The organism is Nocardioides sp. WG-D5 (genome assembly GCF_054031175.1).
On the sequence record NZ_CM132928.1, the window covers coordinates 5,360,959 to 5,379,527 of the forward strand.

The 18,569-nt window shown below is 70.0% G+C and carries 19 protein-coding genes; 9 read left to right on the top strand and 10 right to left on the bottom strand.

Going from position 1 to position 18,569, the window contains the following annotated elements:
- Positions 1 to 11 precede the first annotated feature (11 nt).
- Positions 12 to 482 carry an Lrp/AsnC family transcriptional regulator gene (locus ACWZJV_RS25915; protein ID WP_457179378.1) on the bottom strand — a complete coding sequence of 157 codons (471 nt, stop codon included), beginning with the start codon at positions 480 to 482 and terminating at the stop codon, positions 12 to 14.
- 119 nt (positions 483 to 601) lie between these two features.
- Between ACWZJV_RS25915 and hppD the strand changes: the two genes are divergently transcribed.
- Positions 602 to 1,807, top strand: coding sequence for a 4-hydroxyphenylpyruvate dioxygenase (hppD, locus tag ACWZJV_RS25920; protein ID WP_008361511.1), 1,206 nt, complete (start codon positions 602 to 604; stop codon positions 1,805 to 1,807).
- A gap of 69 nt (positions 1,808 to 1,876) precedes the next feature.
- Here hppD and ACWZJV_RS25925 read toward each other — a convergent pair whose 3' ends face one another.
- The gene (locus tag ACWZJV_RS25925; RefSeq protein ID WP_457179379.1) at positions 1,877 to 3,655 is read right to left on the bottom strand and encodes a bifunctional sugar phosphate isomerase/epimerase/4-hydroxyphenylpyruvate dioxygenase family protein; all 1,779 of its coding nucleotides are present in this window, start codon (positions 3,653 to 3,655) and stop codon (positions 1,877 to 1,879) included.
- A gap of 82 nt (positions 3,656 to 3,737) precedes the next feature.
- On the opposite strand from ACWZJV_RS25925, the gene ACWZJV_RS25930 reads away from it, so the two are divergent.
- The 3 genes from ACWZJV_RS25930 (at position 3,738) to ACWZJV_RS25940 (ending at position 6,769) form a co-directional block, all read left to right on the top strand.
- Positions 3,738 to 4,361 (top strand): TetR/AcrR family transcriptional regulator, encoded by a 624-nt coding sequence (locus ACWZJV_RS25930; RefSeq protein WP_008361507.1) that lies wholly within the window; start codon positions 3,738 to 3,740, stop codon positions 4,359 to 4,361.
- Between the two features lie 132 nt (positions 4,362 to 4,493).
- Positions 4,494 to 5,354 carry a shikimate dehydrogenase gene (locus tag ACWZJV_RS25935; protein ID WP_457179380.1) on the top strand — a complete coding sequence of 287 codons (861 nt, stop codon included), beginning with the start codon at positions 4,494 to 4,496 and terminating at the stop codon, positions 5,352 to 5,354.
- A gap of 74 nt (positions 5,355 to 5,428) precedes the next feature.
- Positions 5,429 to 6,769, top strand: a complete 1,341-nt coding sequence (locus ACWZJV_RS25940) for an MFS transporter (RefSeq protein WP_457179381.1) — start codon at positions 5,429 to 5,431, stop codon at positions 6,767 to 6,769.
- A gap of 145 nt (positions 6,770 to 6,914) precedes the next feature.
- On the opposite strand, the gene ACWZJV_RS25945 is transcribed toward ACWZJV_RS25940, so the two are convergent.
- The 4 genes from ACWZJV_RS25945 to ACWZJV_RS25960 all read right to left on the bottom strand — a co-directional run bounded on the left by ACWZJV_RS25945 (position 6,915) and on the right by ACWZJV_RS25960 (position 10,751).
- Complete coding sequence (locus ACWZJV_RS25945) at positions 6,915 to 7,862, bottom strand: RNA polymerase sigma-70 factor (RefSeq protein WP_457179382.1); 948 nt, start codon at positions 7,860 to 7,862, stop codon at positions 6,915 to 6,917.
- Positions 7,863 to 7,940: 78 nt separating this feature from the next.
- Positions 7,941 to 8,798 (bottom strand): phosphatidylinositol-specific phospholipase C/glycerophosphodiester phosphodiesterase family protein, encoded by an 858-nt coding sequence (locus tag ACWZJV_RS25950; protein WP_457179383.1) that lies wholly within the window; start codon positions 8,796 to 8,798, stop codon positions 7,941 to 7,943.
- 105 nt (positions 8,799 to 8,903) lie between these two features.
- A complete protein-coding gene (locus ACWZJV_RS25955) occupies positions 8,904 to 10,097 on the bottom strand; it encodes an NAD(P)/FAD-dependent oxidoreductase (protein WP_457179384.1) in 1,194 nt (397 codons plus the stop codon).
- 84 nt (positions 10,098 to 10,181) lie between these two features.
- A complete protein-coding gene (locus ACWZJV_RS25960) occupies positions 10,182 to 10,751 on the bottom strand; it encodes a Uma2 family endonuclease (protein ID WP_008361500.1) in 570 nt (189 codons plus the stop codon).
- A gap of 101 nt (positions 10,752 to 10,852) precedes the next feature.
- Between ACWZJV_RS25960 and ACWZJV_RS25965 the strand changes: the two genes are divergently transcribed.
- Positions 10,853 to 11,206 carry a type II toxin-antitoxin system PemK/MazF family toxin gene (locus tag ACWZJV_RS25965; RefSeq protein ID WP_457179385.1) on the top strand — a complete coding sequence of 118 codons (354 nt, stop codon included), beginning with the start codon at positions 10,853 to 10,855 and terminating at the stop codon, positions 11,204 to 11,206.
- Between the two features lie 4 nt (positions 11,207 to 11,210).
- On the opposite strand, the gene ACWZJV_RS25970 is transcribed toward ACWZJV_RS25965, so the two are convergent.
- The gene (locus tag ACWZJV_RS25970; RefSeq protein ID WP_196874477.1) at positions 11,211 to 11,606 is read right to left on the bottom strand and encodes a hypothetical protein; all 396 of its coding nucleotides are present in this window, start codon (positions 11,604 to 11,606) and stop codon (positions 11,211 to 11,213) included.
- A gap of 106 nt (positions 11,607 to 11,712) precedes the next feature.
- On the opposite strand from ACWZJV_RS25970, the gene ACWZJV_RS25975 reads away from it, so the two are divergent.
- The 4 genes from ACWZJV_RS25975 to ACWZJV_RS25990 are packed head-to-tail and all read left to right on the top strand — an operon-like array spanning position 11,713 to position 15,056.
- Complete coding sequence (locus ACWZJV_RS25975) at positions 11,713 to 12,912, top strand: cupin domain-containing protein (RefSeq protein ID WP_457179386.1); 1,200 nt, start codon at positions 11,713 to 11,715, stop codon at positions 12,910 to 12,912.
- Positions 12,909 to 14,111 carry a fumarylacetoacetase gene (gene fahA, locus ACWZJV_RS25980; RefSeq protein WP_457179387.1) on the top strand — a complete coding sequence of 401 codons (1,203 nt, stop codon included), beginning with the start codon at positions 12,909 to 12,911 and terminating at the stop codon, positions 14,109 to 14,111. The genes ACWZJV_RS25975 and fahA overlap by 4 nt, the downstream gene beginning before the upstream one ends.
- The gene (locus ACWZJV_RS25985) at positions 14,108 to 14,497 is read left to right on the top strand and encodes an acyl-CoA thioesterase (RefSeq protein WP_457179388.1); all 390 of its coding nucleotides are present in this window, start codon (positions 14,108 to 14,110) and stop codon (positions 14,495 to 14,497) included. The genes fahA and ACWZJV_RS25985 overlap by 4 nt, the downstream gene beginning before the upstream one ends.
- A 49-nt stretch (positions 14,498 to 14,546) precedes the next feature.
- Positions 14,547 to 15,056, top strand: a complete 510-nt coding sequence (locus ACWZJV_RS25990) for a pyridoxamine 5'-phosphate oxidase family protein (protein ID WP_196874475.1) — start codon at positions 14,547 to 14,549, stop codon at positions 15,054 to 15,056.
- Between the two features lie 3 nt (positions 15,057 to 15,059).
- On the opposite strand, the gene ACWZJV_RS25995 is transcribed toward ACWZJV_RS25990, so the two are convergent.
- The 3 genes from ACWZJV_RS25995 to ACWZJV_RS26005 are packed head-to-tail and all read right to left on the bottom strand — an operon-like array spanning position 15,060 to position 18,527.
- Entirely contained in the window at positions 15,060 to 16,598 is a 1,539-nt protein-coding gene (locus tag ACWZJV_RS25995) for an acyl-CoA synthetase (RefSeq protein ID WP_457179389.1), read from the bottom strand.
- Positions 16,599 to 16,608: 10 nt separating this feature from the next.
- Complete coding sequence (locus ACWZJV_RS26000; protein WP_008361492.1) at positions 16,609 to 17,742, bottom strand: DUF5938 domain-containing protein; 1,134 nt, start codon at positions 17,740 to 17,742, stop codon at positions 16,609 to 16,611.
- 2 nt (positions 17,743 to 17,744) lie between these two features.
- On the bottom strand, positions 17,745 to 18,527 hold the full coding sequence (locus ACWZJV_RS26005; RefSeq protein ID WP_457179390.1) for an SDR family NAD(P)-dependent oxidoreductase: 783 nt from the start codon (positions 18,525 to 18,527) through the stop codon (positions 17,745 to 17,747).
- Between the last annotated feature and the right edge of the window lie 42 nt (positions 18,528 to 18,569).

The following is an 18,569-nucleotide window of genomic DNA, read 5'->3' on the forward strand; positions in this document are numbered from 1 at the left end:
GCGAGCAGCGGTCAGCGGGGTGCGGCCCCGGTGCGCAGCAGGTCGAGGGTGCGCGGCTCGATCAGGGTCGAGAGGGTGACCACGCTGGTCGAGCGGACCACGGCGTGGGACTGGTCGATGCGCACGAGCACCTCCTGGAGCTTCGCGTGCGACCCGGTCGCGACCTTGCAGAAGACGTCGAAGGAGCCGGTGGTGACGTACGCCTCCAGCACCTCGGGGATCTCGGCGAGGTCGCGGCGTACGTCCTCCAGGGCACCCTGGGAGATCTCGAGGGTCACGAACGCCTGGACGGTGTGGCCGGCCGCGCCCGGGTCGATCGTCGGTGCCCAGTCGCGGATCACGCCGGCCTCGGTCATCTTGCGCAGCCGGCTCTGCACGGTGGCGCGGGCGACGCCGGCGACCCGGGAGAGCTCGAGGTCGCCGACTCGCGGGTGGGCGTGCAGGGTCTCCAGGAGGGTGACGTCGAGGGCATCGAGGTTCATGGCTCGATGGTAGTCAGATTGTCTAGCCACGAGCGGTGAATGCTGGTCCGATCTGACAGATTGACCAGTGCTCGGTGGTCAACTTGTTTGGTGTGATCCGGCCCACTTGACTTGCCCGCATGACGCTTGCAGACACCCTGACCAACCAAGAGAAGCTCGCCGGACTCGGGCTCGCCGAGCTGGAGCAGCTCGTCGGCCTGGTGGCCTACGACGACAGCTCTGACCCGTTCCCGGTCACCGGCTGGGACGCGGTCGTGTGGGCCGTCGGCAACGCCACCCAGACCGCCCACTTCTTCCAGAGCGCCTTCGGCATGGAGCTCGTCGCCTACTCCGGCCCCGAGACCGGCAACCGCGACCACCACTCCTACGTGCTGCGCAGCGGGGGAGTGCGGTTCGTGATCAAGGGCGGCGTCGCGCCCGAGAGCGAGATCATCGCCCACCACGCCCGCCACGGTGACGGCGTCATCGACATCGCCCTCGAGGTGCCCGACGTCGACCGCTGCATCGCGCACGCCCGCTCCGCAGGTGCCACTGTGCTCCAGGAGCCGCACGACGTGACCGACGAGCACGGCACCGTACGCATCGCCGCCATCGCCACCTACGGCGAGACCCGCCACACCCTGGTCGACCGCTCCGGCTACGACGGCCCCTACCTGCCCGGCTACGTCGCCCGCACCTCGACGCTGAAGAAGCCCGAGGGCGCGCCCAAGCGCCTCTTCCAGGCGCTCGACCACGTCGTCGGCAACGTCGAGCTCGGCAAGATGGACGCCTGGGTCGACTTCTACGGCCGCGTCATGGGCTTCACCAACATGGCCGAGTTCATCGGCGACGACATCGCCACCGACTACTCCGCGCTGATGTCGAAGGTCGTGGCCAACGGCAACCACCGGGTGAAGTTCCCGCTCAACGAGCCCGCGATCGCCAAGAAGAAGTCGCAGATCGACGAGTACCTGGAGTTCTACCAGGGGCCCGGCGCCCAGCACCTCGCACTGGCCACCGGCGACATCCTCTCCACCGTCGACGCGCTGCGTGACGCCGGTATCGAGTTCCTCAACACCCCCGACTCCTACTACGAGGACCCCGAGCTGCGTGCCCGGATCGGTGAGGTCCGCGTGCCGATCGAGGAGCTGCAGAAGCGCGGCATCCTGGTCGACCGCGACGAGGACGGCTACCTGCTGCAGATCTTCACCAAGCCGATCGGCGACCGCCCCACGGTCTTCTTCGAGCTGATCGAGCGCCACGGCTCCCTCGGCTTCGGCAAGGGCAACTTCAAGGCCCTCTTCGAGGCCATCGAGCGCGAGCAGGAGCGCCGCGGCAACTTCTGATCGCCGAATCTGTAGTTGTGGGCGACGAAACTGTGGTTTCGTCGCCCACTTCTACGGTTTCGGCGGGGGTCAGCCGGCTTGGCTGACCAGGCGGACCGGTGCGTTGCCGGCGCCGTAGCCGTCGTAGCGCTGGCGGCGCTCGACGAGCTCGAAGAAGACCTCGCCGACGGTCTCGGTGTAGCAGTGCAGGTACTCGCCGTCGGCGTCGCGGTCGTAGAGCAGGTCGAGGTCGCGCAGGGTGGCGACGAGGTCCTCGGGCAGGGCGAAGCGGGCGACCAGGTCGTCGTAGTAGTTGCCCGGCACCTCGAGCGGTCGCAGGCCACGCTCCCGGGCGGCCGCGACGACACCGATGATGTCGTGGCAGGCGAGCGCGATGTGCTGTGCCTGGCCCTGCTGCTCGGTCGGGAGCAGGTTGAGCGGCAGCCGTACGCCGCCGGCCGGCGAGCTCATCACCTGGCTGCGCACGAGGCCGGAGGGACCGGCGACCTCCTGGGTCGGCTGGGGCGTCAGCGACAGCACGCTGGTGTAGAAGAGGACCGCCTCGTCGAAGCTGTGCCAGGGCTGGACCAGGTTGACGTGGTCGATGCGGGCGCCCTGCCCGGACGGGCGTGAGACACCGCCGTCGAACTCGCCTATCCAGTCCTCCGCATGGGAGAGGAAGACCTCGGTGCCGTCAGGGGAGGTGAAGGCGCGCAGCGCCTGCTCGCCGGCGTAGGTCCGGCGATGGACCGGCGGCGCCATCAGCCGCGCGGCGCGCTCGGCGGCCGGGTCGGAGTCGGCGACGTCGAAGCCGACGGCCGCGATCCGCGGCTCGGGGGAGGCGCTGGGCAGGTCGTTGCAGACGATCCGAGCCGAGCCCCAGGTCCACAGGCGCACCTGCTTGCTGCGGTGGCGCCCGCCGAAGTCGAAGCCGAGCTGCTCGAGCAGCACCTCGACCCCGGAGGTGTCCGCCGCCTTGATCTCGACGAAGTCGAAGGCCTCGGGCGCGGCCACCTCGGGGAGCCGGGGGAGCGAGCTGTCAGCCTCTTCGCCGAGCAGGTCGGCGGTGCGGTCGGCGAGCCAGCGCAGCGAGCGCTGGGCCTGGCGGGCGGTGCGCACCGGGTCGGTCTGGCGGAAGGTGTCGTTGAAGACCTCCAGCGAGAGCGGACCGGCGTAGCCGGCGCGGAGCACGTGACCGAGGAAGGCGGGCAGGTCGAAGCTGCCCTCGCCGGGGAAGAGCCGGTGGTGGCGGCTCCAGGAGAGCACGTCCATGCTGAGCGCAGGAGCGTCGGCGAGCTGCAGGAAGAAGATCTTCTCGGCCGGGATGTCCTCGATCTGCTTGGGGTCGTGGCCGCGCGAGAGGATGTGAAAGCTGTCCAGGCAGATCCCGACGTTGGGGTGGTCGGCGAGCTCGACGATCCGCCACGAGCGCCGGTAGTCGTCGACGTACCGGCCCCAGGCCAGCGCCTCGTAGGCCAGCCGGATGCCGTTCGTCGCGGCGAGCTCGCCCAGCCTCCGCAGCTGTCCCGCGGAGACCTCGTCGTCGTCGACGGTCGCGGTGGCGACGTTGCTGCAGACCAGCATCAGGTCGATCCCGAGCCGCCTCATCAGCCGGAACTTCGCCTCGGCCCGGTGCAGCACGTCGGCGAAGACCGACTCGTCGACGCCCTCGGCGTCACGGAAGGGCTGGTAGAGGTCGAGGGTGAGCCCGAGCCGGTCGGCCAGCGCCCGGATCTCCTCGGGGGACTGAGGTGCGGCGATGAGGTCGGGCTCGAAGATCTCGATCGCGTCGAAGCCGGCCTCGGCCGCGGCGTACATCTTCTGGACCAGGCCGCCGCTGAGACAGACGGTGGCGATCGAGGTGCGCATGGTTCTCCGTTCGTGACTAATGTACGAAACGGTACATTCATTGCTACGGGTTGGGAAGTGGGTCGTGCTCTAGGCTCGGGGCATGGTTCAGTCGCGTGATGCCGAACGCACCCGGTCCGAGCTGCTCGAGGTCGCGACCGAGGTGTTCTCGGAGCAGGGCTACTCGGGGGCCCGGGTCGACGAGATCGCCGAGCGCACCCGCACCACGAAGCGGATGATCTACTACTACTTCGGCGGCAAGGAGGGGCTGTTCCTGGCCGTGCTCGAGGCTGCCTATCGCCGGATCCGCGACCTCGAGCAGAGCCTCCACGCCGGTGATCTCGAGCCGGTGGACGCCATCCGTCGTATCGCCGAGCTCACCTTCGACCACCACGTCAACCACCCCGACTTCATCCGTCTCGTCTCCGTCGAGAACATCCACCGTGGCCGGCATCTGGAGAAGGTCGAGTCGTTGCGCGAGCTCGGCGCCCCGGCTGCGTCCGTCCTCGACGAGGTGCTCGCCCGCGGTCGCGCCTCGGGTGAGCTGCGGGCCGACGTCGACGCCATCGACGTGCACATGATGATCAGCGCCTACTGCGTCTTCCAGGTCGCCAACAGCGCCACCTTCGGCTTCCTGTTCGGTCGGGACATGCTCGCTCCCGACGTGCGCGAGCGCCACCGCCGCATCCTCGGCGACATCGTCGTCGGCTGGCTCACCGCCCACTGACCTCCGGCCGAAGAAGCCCGTCCCCGCGCCGCGGGGGCGGGCTTCTTGCCGTGTGGGGGTTGACGAGTCGGGGTGGAATGTGATGCCCTTCACTCTCGTAACGTACTAGTTCGTACATTAAGGATCACCCAGATGAAGTCTTCGTTTCTTGTCGGCCTGATCGGCGCGGGCGTCGGACCCTCGCTGAGTCCGGCGCTGCACATGCGCGAAGGGTTCGAGCACGGGTTGTCGTACGTCTACAAGACGCTCGACATCACCGAGCTGGGGATCCCGGCCGAGGGAGTGGGCGACCTGATGAGGGAGGCCCGGCGTCTCGGCTTCGACGCGCTCAACATCACCCACCCGTGCAAGGAGCTCGTGATCGAGCACCTCGACCGGCTCGACGAGGCCGCAGCCCGCCTCGGTGCGGTCAACACCGTGGTCTTCACCGAGGAGGGCGCGGTCGGCTACAACACCGACACGACCGGGTTCGGCCGTGCGCTGCGCACCGGGATGCCGGACGCCCCGCTCGGCACCGTGGTGCAGATCGGCGCGGGTGGGGCGGGCTCGGCCGTCGCGCACGCGCTCGTGAGCCAGGGCGTCGACCGGCTGGTCATCGCCGACATGGACCTCGACCGTGCTCAGGCGCGGGTCGAGGAGATCCGGCGCCACCACCCGGACAGCGCCGTCGAGGCGAGCCACGTCGACAAGCTGGCCGCGCTCGTGCCCGAGGCCGACGGACTGGTCAACTGCACCCCGATGGGCATGGCCGACCACCCCGGCACGCCCCTGGACACCAGCCTCCTCCGCCCCGATCTGTGGGTGGCGGACATCGTCTACCGACCTCTGGACACCGCGCTGCTGCAGGCCGCGCGTGAGGTCGGCTGCCCGACGCTCCACGGAGGCCACATGGCGGTCTACCAGGCCGTCGACGCCTTCCGGCTGATCACCGGCATCGACCCCGATGCCGAGCGGATGCTCGCCCACCTGCGCGAGCTGGCCGCGGCCGGCTGACCCCTGAACACCTCATCCACCACCCCCCACAGCCCCGCGGTCAGGACCGCGGGACAGACCCCGAGGAGGACCCGATGGCGGGACCTGACACCGACAGCACCGTGAACCAGGAAGGCAAGACCCCGGTCCGGGCCGCGCTTGCCAGCTTCATGGGCAGTGCCGTCGAGTACTACGACTTCTTCGTCTTCGGCTCTGCCGCAGCGCTGATCTTTCCGCACGTCTTCTTCCCCAGCACCGGCGACGCCGCACTGGTGATGTCGTTCGCGACCTTCGCCTTCGCGTATGTCGCGCGGCCCGTCGGCGCGGTCTTCGTCGGTCACTTCGGTGACCGGATCGGCCGCCGGAAGGTGCTGCTGTTCACCCTCCTGCTGATGGGTGGCGGCACGTTCCTGATCGGCTGCCTGCCGTCGTACGACCAGGCCGGCTGGATCGCGCCAGCACTGCTGGTGTTCTGCCGCCTGCTCCAGGGGCTCTCGGCCGCCGGCGAGCAGGCCGGCGCCAGCTCGCTCACCCTCGAGCACGCCCCCGACGACAAGCGCTCCTTCTACACCTCCTGGACGCTGACCGGCACCCAGGGCGGCCAGATCCTGGCTGCGCTCGTCTTCATCCCGGTGGTCGCGCTGCCGGACGAGATCAAGTACGGCATCGGCTGGCGCATCCCGTTCTGGCTCTCCGCGATCGTGGTCGTGGTGGCGTTCTTCATCCGCAGCCGCCTCAACGAGACCCCGGAGTTCGAGGAGGCCAAGGCCAACAACGAGGTCGCCAAGCTGCCCCTCGCGGTGCTGCTGCGCGACCACTGGACCGACGTGCTCCGCGTCATCTGCTGCGCCTTCATCGCGGCCGTCTCCACGGTCTTCGGCAACCTGGCCATCGCCTACGGCGTCGCGGTCGGCATGGTCGACTCGATCACGCTGTGGCTGGTCGTCGCGGCCAACCTGGTCGCACTGTTCACCCAGCCCATGTTCGGCCGGCTCGCCGACCGGATCGGACGCAAGCCCGTGTTCATCTACGGTGCCGTGGCCAGCGCGGTCATGATGCCGTTCTACCTGCTCTCGATGAGCCAGGGCAGCGAGCTGCTCGTCTTCGCGCTCGCCATCGTCACCTTCTCCTTCGGCTACGCGGCCGCCAACGCCACCTGGCCCTCGTTCTACGGCGAGATGTTCTCGACCCCGGTGCGCTTCTCCGGCGTCGCGATCGGCACCCAGATCGGCTTCATGCTGGCCGGGTTCACGCCGTCGATCGTCACCGCTCTGGGTGGCGTGAAGGAGGGCGGCTGGGTCGTCACCGCCGGCTACACCGCGGTCGTCTGCCTCGTCGCGACGATCGCCGCCCTGACCGCCCGCGAGACCAAGGACGTACGCACCGCCGACCTCGGTCTGCGGCCGGCGCCGACCCCGCAGGGCGCCGTCGCCTGAGGGTCTCTCCGCTGGTCGAGCCGGATTCGTGAGGAACGAGCGAATCCGTGTCGAGACCAACACGGTCCCATCGAGCGTCGATGGGCTGTGTTGGTCTCGACACGCTCGGCCGTAGGCGGCCTCGCGGCTCGACCAGCGAGCAGCGTCAGTGCTCGCGGCGGTGGCGGTTGCGGCGGCGTACGACGTCCTTGAGGTCCGCCACCGGGCCCAGGTGGCCCAGCTTCTCGGGGTTGGTGACCGAGCGGATCCGCTGGATCTGGCCGTCGAGGATGTCGAGGGTCCAGGTGCCGAGGATGGCGCCGTCGGCGTCGCGCAGGATGGCGCCCGGCTCGCCGTTGAGCTCGCGCTGCTCCAGGCGGGCACCGATGGCGAGCAGCGGCGGCACCGCCGCGATCAGGATGCGTGCCGCCTTCTCCGCACCGAACCGGCCACCGACGCCACCGGCGACGCCGCCGCCGTCGTTGACGGTCTCGACGTCGGCGGCCAGCAGCGCCTGGAGCTGGTCGAGGTCGCCGTCGCGCAGCGCCTCGAAGAACCGGTCGGAGAGCTCGGCCCGCTTGCGCCGGTCGGCCTCGAAGCGCGGCTTGCCCTCGTCCATGTGCCGGCGGGCACGCGAGGCGAGCTGGCGGCAGGCCGCCTCCGAGCGGTCGACCGCCGCCGCGATGTCGGCGAAGCCGAAGTGGAACACCTCCCGCAGCACGAAGACCGCCCGCTCGAGCGGGCTGAGCCGCTCGAGCAGCAGGAGCGCGGCCATCGACACCGAGTCGGCCAGCTCGGTCGCGCGCTCGGGGCTGGAGTAGATGTCCTCGCGCTCATCGAGGTGGGAGTCGGTCGGCAGCGGCTCGGGGAACCACGGCCCGACGTACGTCTCCCGCCGCACCCGCGCGGAGCGGAGCACGTCGAGGGAGATGCGGGTGACGACGGTCGACAGGTAGGCCTTGAGCGACTCGGGCTCGGTTGAGGCCCCTTCGAGCCGGATCCAGGTCTCCTGCACCGCGTCCTCGGCCTCGCTCACGCTGCCGAGGATCCGGTAGGCGATCGAGAACAGCAGCGGGCGCAGCTCCTCGAACTCGATCTCGGTCTCAGGTGTCACGTTCGTCCTCCCTCGGGTCACATCTTCCACCCCTGGGACGAGACGGCGCGCGGGACTGTGACACGCGCCGGAAAGTTTCTAGCCGTGGGCGGTCAGGAAGGCGTCCAGGTCCTCGAGGTCGTCGGTGTTGATGTGGTCGACGCCGGCTGCCAGCAGCTCGGTCCACACGGCCTCACGTGCCGGGCCGTCGGCGTCCGGCGTCGCCCAGAAGCGCACGCGGTAGCCCTTGGAGTGGGCGTGGTCGACGATCTCGTGGAGCTTGCGGCGCTCGATCTCCGGCATCGGGCCGATGCCCTGCCAGACGAACACCTTGGTCCAGTTGTCGCTGACCAGCGGCATCAGCGACGCGGGCATCCCGGAGTGGAGATCGCTCATCCGGCCGTCGTAGAAGGTGAGCCGCCGGGTCGCGCTCCGCATCGTCTCCAGCGGCCGGTCACCGCTGATCACGGCCTCGACGGGGCCGTCCTTGACGGTGCCGTTCTCGTAGCGGGTGAAGAGCTCCTCGTAGCCGGCGAGCTCCTTCTCGATCGCCGCGTACGTCGCCTCACCGGTGTTCTTGATGTCGATCAGGAGCTGGAAGGTGCCGTCGTATCCCGGGTAGACGTCGCGTCCCCTGCCGCTGACGAGCTCCTTGAGCGGGGCGAGGTAGAGGCCCTCCAGGGTCCGCGCCGGGTCGAGGTCCTCCGCGTCGTGGGCCACCAGGAGCTCGCCGTCGACCAGCCACACGTCGGCCTCGACGCTCGTGAAGCCGTGCTCCAGCGCGTCGAGCAGCGGGCGCTCGTGCTCGTAGTCGTTGTGCGCGTGCGCCTGCGGGTGCGGCGTACCGAGCTCGGCGGTGGTTCGCGCGGAGTCGGTGGTGCTCGCCGGGGCGGCTGCGGGGGAGAGGAAGGCCGCCGCGGCGAGGGCCGCGGCCAGGGAGCGGACGAAGGTACGCATCGAGATCTCCATCGGTGGGGGTGGCCCTCAATCTGGCCGGGCCGCGTGATCCCGTGACGACCGCCGTCCGTCTCCTGCCTGAACTCCTCTCGAACCGCCGGCCGCTCAGGCCCGACGGCTCGGCTCGTCCACGAGCGACGCGGGCGTGGCCGCAGCCGCCCGGACCCGCTCGGCGCGCGACCGGTCCTTGAGGCCGAAGGCCGATCCGGGGTGGCGCGCCTCCATCCCCAGGGCCCAGACCGTGCTGCGGCAGACCAGCTCCTTGATCTTCGCCGCAGGTACGCCACGGACGCGTCCGGCGACCGCGGAGTCGTCGCGGCGGGCGAGGTTCACCAGTCCCAGGCCACGGCCGATGCTGATGCACTGGCCCACGAACCCGATGCTCACCGGCTCCGGGGTCTTCCCGGCCAGCCGGGCGAGCACCGTCTCCCCGGCCAGCGGCCCGAGCTGGTTGGCGGCCTGGCAGCTCATCCGGTACGCCAGACCCGACGGCGCCGCGGCGTCGCCGGTCGCGACGATCCGGTCGTCGTCGACGCTGGTGAGGGTCTCGTCGGTGATCAGCCGGCCGAGCTCGTCGGTGGCGAGCCCGCTCGCGCGGGCCAGGTCGGGTGCGGCGAAGCCGGCTGTCCAGATGGTCACCGAGCTGGGCAGCTCGCGGCCGTTGTCGAGGCGTACCCGACCGTCCAGCACCTCGGCCACCCGAGCGCCCTCGACGATGCCGACGCCCAGGCGCCGCAGGTCGCGCTCGGCCACCGCCCGGCCCTTCTCGTGCAGCCACGGACCGAGCCTGTCGCCGCAGATCAGCGCCACGTTCCGGCCCGCCTCGGCGAGCTCGGAGGAGACCTCGATGCCGGTCGGTCCGCCGCCGACGACGATCACCGGAGCGTCGGCCGGCGCCGCGTCCAGCGCCGCCTTCAGCCGGGTCGCCTCCTCGTAGGTCGAGATCCCGTAGGCGTGCTCCGCCGCACCCGCGACCCGGGTCGTGCCGGCGCTGCCGACGGCGTAGACCAGGTAGTCGTACGTCATCTGCTGCCCGCTCCCGAGCACGACGGTGCGCGCACCCGCGTCGATGGACGCCACCGTGTCGGTGACCAGCCGCACGCGTGGGCTCAGCACGTCCGCATAGGCGACCACGGCCTCCGAGGACCCGGTGGCCAGCTGGTGCAGCCGGATCCGCTCGACGAACTGGTCGCGCGGGTTGACCAGGGTGATCGCGACGTCCTCGTGCTTGGTGATCCGGTTGGCGGCCATCACACCGGCGTACCCGCCGCCGACGACGATCACGTGGGGCTTGGGCATGGGTTCCTCCTGCTTGTCGAGGTTCATACCCCTAGGACACCGGCGGTGTGCCGGCTGTGACAGCGCAGCCTCGTGGAGGAGGAGTCAGCGGAGCAGATCGGTGAGGTCGATCTTGACCGGGAACGGGACCGCGACGTCGAGCCGGTCGCGGAAGATGCCGGTCGCGACGTAGGCGTTGGTGAGCTCGTCGCGCTCGTAGACGTGGATGGCGGGCGCGCCGTCCTCGTTCTCGATGCGCCAGTAGTGGGAGATCCCCGCCTCGGCGTACTTCTGCGGTTTCACCGCCCGGTCGCGATGCTCGGACTCCGGCGAGACCACCTCGACCACGAGCACCACGGAGTCTGCGTCGTAGAACGAGGCCTGGTCGGAGATCCGGGCCGTGCTCACCAGCACGTCCGGCTCCGGGCGGTTGCGCCGGTCCAGCACCACCGTCAGCTCCCGGTCCACCTCGAACCCGTCGGGTGCCTGCGCCGTCAGCGCGTTGGTCAGGGCCGTGACGAGCCGACTGTGCCAGCGGCGCTGCGGTGACATGTTGAAGACCAGGGCTCCGTCGATGAGTTCGGTATGACGCGGCGCCTCGACGAGCATGTCGAGGTCTTCGGAGAACCAACCCTCCTCACGGGGAGGATGCATCCAGTCGGGCAACGCGGTCATGCTTCGAGGATAGCGCCTGTTTTGGGCTGAATTTCCGCAAGCGACGGTACTTTCGTGGGGTCGCGCGGGCATCGGCCTGCCGTCGTGAGTCAGGAGAAGACGTGCAACGTGGCGAAGTCTGGTGGGTGGAGTTCGACGAGCGCCGGCCCGTAGTACTGCTGTCGGGAGAGGACCCGTCCGGGATCCAGGTGATGCAGGTGGTGGCTCCGGCAGGCGTCGACATCGCCGGTCTGGCCGTCGAGGTGGCACTGGGCGCCGAGGAGGGACTGCCCTTCGAAGGCGTGCTTCGGTTCGCGCTCCCGCGCCCCGGCTTCACCCCGTGCACCTGGCTGACCACCCTGTCCCCGGACGACCTGATCGAGCGGGCCGGCGCCCTGTCCTCCGCGAAGCTCAGCGAGGTCGATGACGCCCTCCGTCTGGCCGACCCCGAGAATGCAGACTGCAACACGCGGTAAGGGCTCAACCGAAGTCGATGAGCCGGCCGTCCACATGCATGACACACCCTCGCCCGATCCACGCGACAGCCCGCTCCTTGAACCCCACGGCGATGTAGGAGTAGCTGGGCGGAACCCAGACGAGCTCGTAGTCGACGTCACCGAGAGCCGCCTCGGTGGCTCTGACGGCCTCGTCGGAGGGATCGAGGGTGCGTACGGCCTGCTCGACGGAGTCGAAGTATCTACGGCCGTCCTCGGCGAGCTCCTTGGCGCACCAGACGCATGTGCCCAAGGAGTCGATCTGCTCCGGAGTGGCGACGATCGGGGCGTCGAGGCCGAGGAGCTGAGGGCACGCCCGGACGTGCAGGAGACGACCCGTCGCGTGCGCCACGAAAAGGGTCTCGGGGGTCTCGGAGGGCATCCAAGGAGCCTAGGGGAGCGGGGCTATGCCCCGGGAGGTACCCGGACGAATTCAGGACGTTCGGCCCCCGTGATCGGTGTGGTGCATGTCACGTACGATCCGGGGTATGGCGCATTACCAACAGCGCGGGCACATCCCGCCCAAGCGGCACACCCAACACCGCGACGGAGAAGGGAATCTCTACTACGAAGAGCTCATGGGCGAGGAAGGGTTCTCCTCGGACTCCTCCCTGCTCTACCACCGCCACATCCCCTCGGCGTTGAAGGACGTACGCATCTGGGAGCTGCCCGACCACGGCACCACCCCCAACCACCCCCTGCGCCCGATGCACCTCGGGCTGCACGATCTCTTCCCGGGTGAGGACTGGAAGCGTCACGACGCGGTGACCGGCCGCCGGCTGGTGCTCGGCAACGGCGACGTACGCCTGCACTACGCGGTGGCGGGGGAGACCTCGCCGCTCTACCGCAACGCGATCGGCGACGAGTGTGTCTACGTCGAGTCCGGCAGCGGTGTCGTCGAGACGGTCTTCGGCGATCTGGAGGTCGGTGAGGGCGACTACGTGGTGATCCCGCGTGCCACCACCCACCGCTGGGTGCCGAGCGGAGACGCTCCGCTGCGGGTCTACGCGATCGAGGCCAACTCCCACATCGCCCCGCCGAAGCGCTACCTCTCGCGGTTCGGCCAGTTCCTCGAGCACGCTCCCTACTGCGAGCGCGACCTCCGGCTCCCGACCGACCCGCAGACGGTGGACGCGACCGAGGCGGAGGTCTACATCAAGCACCGCGGCCCGGGCGCAGGCGGCATCGCCGGCTCGGTCCACGTCACCCCGCACCACCCGTTCGACGTCGTCGGCTGGGACGGCTGCCTCTACCCCTACGTCTTCAACATCGCCGACTACATGCCGCTCACCGGCAAGGTGCACCAGCCGCCGCCCGCGCACCAGGTCTTCGAGGGCAACAACTTCGTGATCTGCAACTTCGTGCCGCGCAAGGTGGACTACCACGAGCTCGCGGTGCCGGTGCCGTATTACCACTCCAACGTCGACTCCGACGAGGTCATGTTCTACGTCGGCGGCGACTACGAGGCCCGCAAGGGCTCCGGGATCGGCATCGGCTCGATCACGCTCCACCCCGGCGGCCACGCCCACGGCCCCCAGCCGGGCGCGATGGAGCGCAGCCTGGGCGCGGAGTTCTTCGACGAGCTCGCGGTCATGGTCGACACCTTCCGGCCGCTCGAGGTCGGTGAGGCCGGCGCCGCGGTCGACGACGGCAAGTACGCCTGGACCTGGGCGGGGGGCCGCCAGTGACGTCGTGGCTGGACATCGGTGACAGTCTGTTCGGCCTCGAGGCGCTTCCGTACGCCACCTTCCGCACCGCCGCGGATCCGACCCCGCGACTCGGGGTGCGGATCGGTGACCTCGTGCTCGACGTCGCGGCGTCGGCCGAGGGTCTCGCCGACGTGTGCGCGGGCGGGCTCGACGGCCTGCTCGCGGCCGGCCCGGAGGCATGGGTGCGGGTGCGTGCGGAGGTGACCCGGCTGCTCAGCGACCCGGGGAGCGAGGCCGTGGTGCGCCCGCATCTCGTGCCGATCGAGGAGGCCGACCTGCTGCTGCCGTTCACGGTCGCCGACTACGTCGACTTCTACGCCTCCGAGCACCACGCGTCGAACGTCGGGAAGATGTTCCGCCCCGACTCCGAGCCGCTGACCCCCAACTGGAAGCACCTGCCGATCGGCTACCACGGCCGCTCCGGCACCGTGGTCGTCTCCGGCACCGACGTCGTCCGGCCGACCGGGCTGCGCAAGACCCCCGACGGGATCGTCGACGGCCCTTCGATCCGGCTCGACATCGAGGCCGAGCTGGGGTTCGTGGTGGGCGTGGGCTCCGACCGGGGCACCCCGGTCCCGCTCCGCGAGGCCGCCGGCCACATCTTCGGGATCACGCTCCTCAACGACTGGTCGGCGCGCGACATCCAGGCCTGGGAGTACGTCCCGCTGGGCCCGTTCCTCGGCAAGTCGTTCGCGACCTCGATCTCGCCGTGGGTGCTCCCGCTGGCAGCACTCGAGGCGGCCCGGGTGAGCCCGCCGGCACGGGACGTTCCGCTGACCGGCTACCTGGACGACTCGACGCTGGACCCCTGGGGCCTCGACCTCGCCCTCGAGGTGCGGCTCAACGGGACGCTGGTCGCCGAGCCGCCCTACGCCGCGATGTACTGGACCGCCCCGCAGATGCTCGCGCACATGACCGCCAACGGCGCCTCGCTGCGCGTCGGCGACCTGTTCGCCAGCGGCACGATCAGCGGGCCGGAGCCGGGCCAGCGCGGCTCGTTCCTCGAGCTCAGCTGGTCGGGGGCCGAGCCGTTCAAGCTCGACGACGGGTCGGTGCGTACGTTCCTGGAGGACGGCGACGAGGTCACCATCACCGCCACCGCGCCGGCGGCCGGCGGTGGCCGGATCGCCCTCGGCGAGGTCACCGGCCGGATCCTGCCCGCGAGGGAGCGCCGGTGACGACGGTCTACGAGTTCACGCCCCGCTACTTCGAGGTCGACATGCAGGGGGTGATGTTCAACAGCTGGTACCTCGGCTACGTCGACGAGGCGATGAACCATTTCATCGACGCCCGCGGGGTGCCCTACTCCCGCTGGAAGGAGCTGGGGGTCGACGCCCACCTCGCCCACGCCGACCTCGACTGGAAGGTCGGGATCGGCTTCGGCGACCGGGTCCAGGTGCCGGTGCGGACCACCCGGGTCGGCACCAAGAGCTTCACGCTCGAGTTCGAGTTCCGCCGGGGCGAGGAGGTCGCCTGCGCCGTGTCGGTCGTCTACGTGATCGTCGCGACCGACGGCTCGGGCACCACCGCCATCCCGCCCGAGATCGTCACCGCGATCAGCTAGCGCAAGAACGGTCAAGCGGTCCCGGGGCGCTCGGTGTGAGACTCCTCGTGTGCACGAGACAGATGAAGAGATCGCCGACCTGCAACGCCTCCTGGACGCCTCGATCGGCCGCGCGAGCGGCCACCTGACCGGCATCGTCACCGACAAGCAGCGCCTGAACGCCCGTCAGCTCGTCACCGAGCTGACGGGCATGAAGGTGCTGGTGCTGGCCACCGTGACCGCCCGCGGAGAACCACGGACGAGCTGCGTCGACGGCCACTTCGTCCACGGGCGCTGGCTGTTCGGGACCTCGCCCACCGCGGTCAAGGCCAAGCACATGCTCGCCCGGCCGGCGGTCAGCGCCACCCACGTCGACGGCGAGCGCATCGGCGTCTTCACCCATGGACAGGCGCACGTGGTCTCCGAGGGACCCGAGTTCGAGGCCCACAACACCTACTTCACCGAGTACTACGGCTCCGACCCGCAGACCTGGGAGGGACCCGGCGTCGTCTACGCCACCATCGAGCCGACCTGGATGGTGGCGTACGCCGCGGATCCCGGCGCGTTCCCGGAGGCCTGAGATTCACGGCCGAGTCAGGCTCTTCTTGATCTCGGTCTTGAGCACCTTGCCGACCTTCGAGCGCGGCAGGTCCGGCCAGACCTCGATCTGCTTGGGGGTCTTGACCGCGCCGATGCGCTCCTTGACGTACGCCTTCAGCTCGGCGACGTCGACCTCGGCGCCGGGCCGAGGGAGGACGACGGCGGTGACGCGCTCGCCCCACTTCTCGTCGGGCAGCCCGACCACCGCACAGTCGGCAATGGCGGGATGCGTCATCAGCGCCTGCTCGACCTCGGTGGAGTAGACGTTGAAGCCGCCGGTGATCACCATGTCCTTGGCGCGGTCGACGATGTGCAGGAAGCCGTCCTCGTCGAGGAACCCGATGTCGCCGGTGTGGTGCCAGCCGTGCGCGCTCGCCTCGGCGGTGGCCTCGGGGTTGTCGAGGTAGCCGCGCATGACCAGGGAGCTGCGTACGACGATCTCGCCCCGTTCGCCGGAGCCGAGCAGCGTGCCGCGCTCGCCCATGATCGACACGGTCACCAGCGGTGCCGGACGACCGGCCGAGGAGAGGCGCTCGGTGGCGACCGTCCCGTCGGCGTGGAAGTGGTCGGCGGGCGACATGGTCGCGATCATCATCGGCGCCTCGGTCTGCCCGAACAGCTGCGCCATCACCGGTCCGATCCGGGTCAGCGCCTCCTCCAGACGGGTCGCGGACATCGGCGCCGCCCCGTACCAGAAGCAGCGCAGCGACCTCAGGTCGGTCGAGGCCAGCGCCGGATGGTCCAGCACCAGGTAGATCAGCGTCGGTGGCAGGAACGTGTGGGTGACGTGGTGACGCTCGATGTGCTCGAGGAACGCGCCCACGTCCGGCGTACGCATCACCACGATCGTCCCGCCCAGGCACAGCACCGGGAAGCAGAGCACCCCGGCGGCGTGGGTGAGCGGTGCGAGCGCGAGATAGGTCGGCCGCGTCGGCGCCGCCGGCCACGGGTAGGCCATCAGAGTGATCGCCGTCATCGTCTCCAGGTTGGTGCCGGTGAGCATGACGCCCTTGGGTCGCCCCGTGGTCCCGCCGGTGCCGACGACCATGGCCAGGTCGTCCTCGACCTCGACGGGCTCGAACGCGTCGGGGGAGCCGAGGAAGTCGTCCCAGCCGATCGCCCAGTCGTGGGTCGCGTCGAGGCAGACCAGGGTGGTCAGCTCGGGGAGGTCGTCACGGATCTGGTCGACGAGGCCGGCGAAGGCCGACTGGAAGATCAGGACCGAGCAGCCGAACAGGTCGAGGAGCTCGCGGTTCTCCGCCGCCTCGCTGCGCGGGTTGATCGGGCACCAGACGCCCCCGGCGCGGCTGATCCCGAAGACGGAGGCGAAGGCGACCGGGTCGTTGGCCGAGAGGATGGCGACCTTCGCCCCGGGCGCGACGCCGCGGGCCTGCAGGCCCGCGGCGACACGTACCGAGAGATCGACGACCTCGGCGTACGTCCAGGTGTCCTCGCCGCAGACGAGACAGGGCGCGTCGCCTCCCAGCGAGGCACCCTTGTCCAGGTAGTCGACGAGCCGCATCGACGCCCCTTCAGCCGCGCTGCCGGGTCACGACCGGCTCCGAGACCAGCCCGAAGGCCTGCAGCTGGCCGAGGAGCTCGCGGTGGCCGAACGCCTGGCAGCCGGAGGCGAACCCGACCCGTCGAGGCGGCTGCTGCAGCAGCGAGTAGGCGACGTACGCCTGCAGCAGCCCGGTCTGCTTGTAGTTCTGGTTGCCGTGAATGACGCAGTGCGCGCGGCCGAGCGGGCCGGAGGCGTGCACCGAGTCGAGCGACTTGTTGAGCCGCGGGTTCTCGCGCGGCGGCATCTGGTTCATGACCTGGGCCGCGGTGGCGGTCAGCGCCTCGTCGCGCTGCTCGGGGTCCATGTCCTTGGTCGCCTCCAGTGCGCCCGCGACGATCTGCGGTACCCCGTTCATCAGGGCGGCGTTGAAGACCCCGCCCTGCGCCTTGCAGTTGGCCACCTTCGGGTCGCGCCGGTACCAGACCGGGTGCGAGGTGCCGCCCCACGGCAGCGAGAGCGCGAGCTCGTGCTGGCCCGGCACCACGAGCGGGACCAGGCCTGCGGTCGGGTCGAACTCGACGTACGCGTTCTGCTCCAGGTAGTGCGCCTTCGAGGTGGCCGCGTTGACCAGGATCGTGCGGGTCGAGGCGATCGTGGGAGAGCCGCCCCAGAAGACCGCGATGTCGAGGGTGTCGAGGCCGGGCTGCTCGAGGCAGATCTCGGCGGCGATCTCGCCGGTGGTGTACATCTGCGCGATGCCCGGCGCGAGCAGCAGCCCCTTCTCCGCGTAGTCGGCGCCGTACTTCTCGTCGCAGGTGATCAGCCAGTCCTGCTCGCCGGTGGTGTCGGTGTAGTGGACACCGGCGGCCAGGGCGGCCTCGACGACCTCGGGGCCGTACTGGGAGAACGGGCCGACGGTGTTGAGGACGACGCGCGCGCCGGTGAGCAGCTCGGTGAGCGCCTCGACGGTGTGCTCGACCTCGGCGATCTCGTAGTCGGCGGTCTCGACGCCGGGGACATGGGAGGTCATCGAGTCGACCAGCTTGTCCTTCGAGCGGCCGGCGGCCACGAACGGCACGCCGAGCTCGCGCAGGTATTCACAGACCAGCCGGCCGGTGTAGCCGGAGGCGCCGTAGACGACGACGGGCTTGTTGTCACTCATGGTCACATCCCCATTCCACCGTCGACCGGCAGGCCGACTCCGTTGATGAACCTCGCCTGGTCGGAGGCGAGGAAGACGACCGCGTCGGCCATGTCCTCGACCGTGCCGAGCCGGCCCGACGGGGTCAGCTCGACGACGCCGGCGACGGCTGCGTCGGGCGACTCGAAGAGGCCGAGCTGCGCGACGTCGTTGGCCAGCCCGGCGCCCATCTCGGTGGGGACGAGGCCGGGGTAGATGCAGTTGACACGTACGCCGTAGCCGAGCTTGCCGCTCTCCATCGCGGCCACCCGGGTCAGCCGGTCGACGGCGCTCTTGGTGGCCGAGTAGACCGAGATGCCGGGGAAGGCGATCGTCGCGGCGACCGAGGCGACGTTGACGATCACGCCGCCGTTGCCGGCAGCGCCGTCGGGCCGCATCGTCCGCAGGCCGTGCTTGAGGCCGAGGGCCGTGCCGAGCACGTTGACCTCGAGCATCTTCTTGATGTCGGCGGGGTCGAGCTCGGTGACGAGGCTGGTGATCTCCACGCCCGCGTTGTTGACCAGGATGTCGAGCCCGCCGAGGCCGTCGACGGCTGCGGCGACGCCCGCCTCCCAGGAGGCGTCGTCGGTGACGTCGAGGCGCACGAAGGTGCCGCCGATGGACTCGGCCACCTTCGCGCCCTGGTCGTCCTTCACGTCTGCGACGGCGACCTTGGCACCGGCGGCGGCCAGCGCGCGGGCCATCCCCTCGCCCAGGCCTTGGGCTCCGCCGGTGACGAGTGCTGTGCGTCCGCTCAGATCGGTCATCTGTGACTCCTTCGTCGCTGTGATGCGCTGTGATCGGGATCA

What these genes read in the sequence shown, in the direction of transcription:
- ACWZJV_RS25915 (WP_457179378.1), bottom strand. Translation starts at nt 482, where the DNA reads ATGAACCTCGATGCCCTCGACGTCACCCTCCTGGAGACCCTGCACGCC.
- hppD (WP_008361511.1), top strand. Translation starts at nt 602, where the DNA reads ATGACGCTTGCAGACACCCTGACCAACCAAGAGAAGCTCGCCGGACTC.
- ACWZJV_RS25925 (WP_457179379.1), bottom strand. Translation starts at nt 3,655, where the DNA reads ATGCGCACCTCGATCGCCACCGTCTGTCTCAGCGGCGGCCTGGTCCAG.
- ACWZJV_RS25930 (WP_008361507.1), top strand. Translation starts at nt 3,738, where the DNA reads ATGGTTCAGTCGCGTGATGCCGAACGCACCCGGTCCGAGCTGCTCGAG.
- ACWZJV_RS25935 (WP_457179380.1), top strand. Translation starts at nt 4,494, where the DNA reads ATGAAGTCTTCGTTTCTTGTCGGCCTGATCGGCGCGGGCGTCGGACCC.
- ACWZJV_RS25940 (WP_457179381.1), top strand. Translation starts at nt 5,429, where the DNA reads ATGGCGGGACCTGACACCGACAGCACCGTGAACCAGGAAGGCAAGACC.
- ACWZJV_RS25950 (WP_457179383.1), bottom strand. Translation starts at nt 8,798, where the DNA reads ATGCGTACCTTCGTCCGCTCCCTGGCCGCGGCCCTCGCCGCGGCGGCC.
- ACWZJV_RS25955 (WP_457179384.1), bottom strand. Translation starts at nt 10,097, where the DNA reads ATGCCCAAGCCCCACGTGATCGTCGTCGGCGGCGGGTACGCCGGTGTG.
- ACWZJV_RS25960 (WP_008361500.1), bottom strand. Translation starts at nt 10,751, where the DNA reads ATGACCGCGTTGCCCGACTGGATGCATCCTCCCCGTGAGGAGGGTTGG.
- ACWZJV_RS25970 (WP_196874477.1), bottom strand. Translation starts at nt 11,606, where the DNA reads ATGCCCTCCGAGACCCCCGAGACCCTTTTCGTGGCGCACGCGACGGGT.
- ACWZJV_RS25975 (WP_457179386.1), top strand. Translation starts at nt 11,713, where the DNA reads ATGGCGCATTACCAACAGCGCGGGCACATCCCGCCCAAGCGGCACACC.
- ACWZJV_RS25995 (WP_457179389.1), bottom strand. Translation starts at nt 16,598, where the DNA reads ATGCGGCTCGTCGACTACCTGGACAAGGGTGCCTCGCTGGGAGGCGAC.
- ACWZJV_RS26000 (WP_008361492.1), bottom strand. Translation starts at nt 17,742, where the DNA reads ATGAGTGACAACAAGCCCGTCGTCGTCTACGGCGCCTCCGGCTACACC.
- ACWZJV_RS26005 (WP_457179390.1), bottom strand. Translation starts at nt 18,527, where the DNA reads ATGACCGATCTGAGCGGACGCACAGCACTCGTCACCGGCGGAGCCCAA.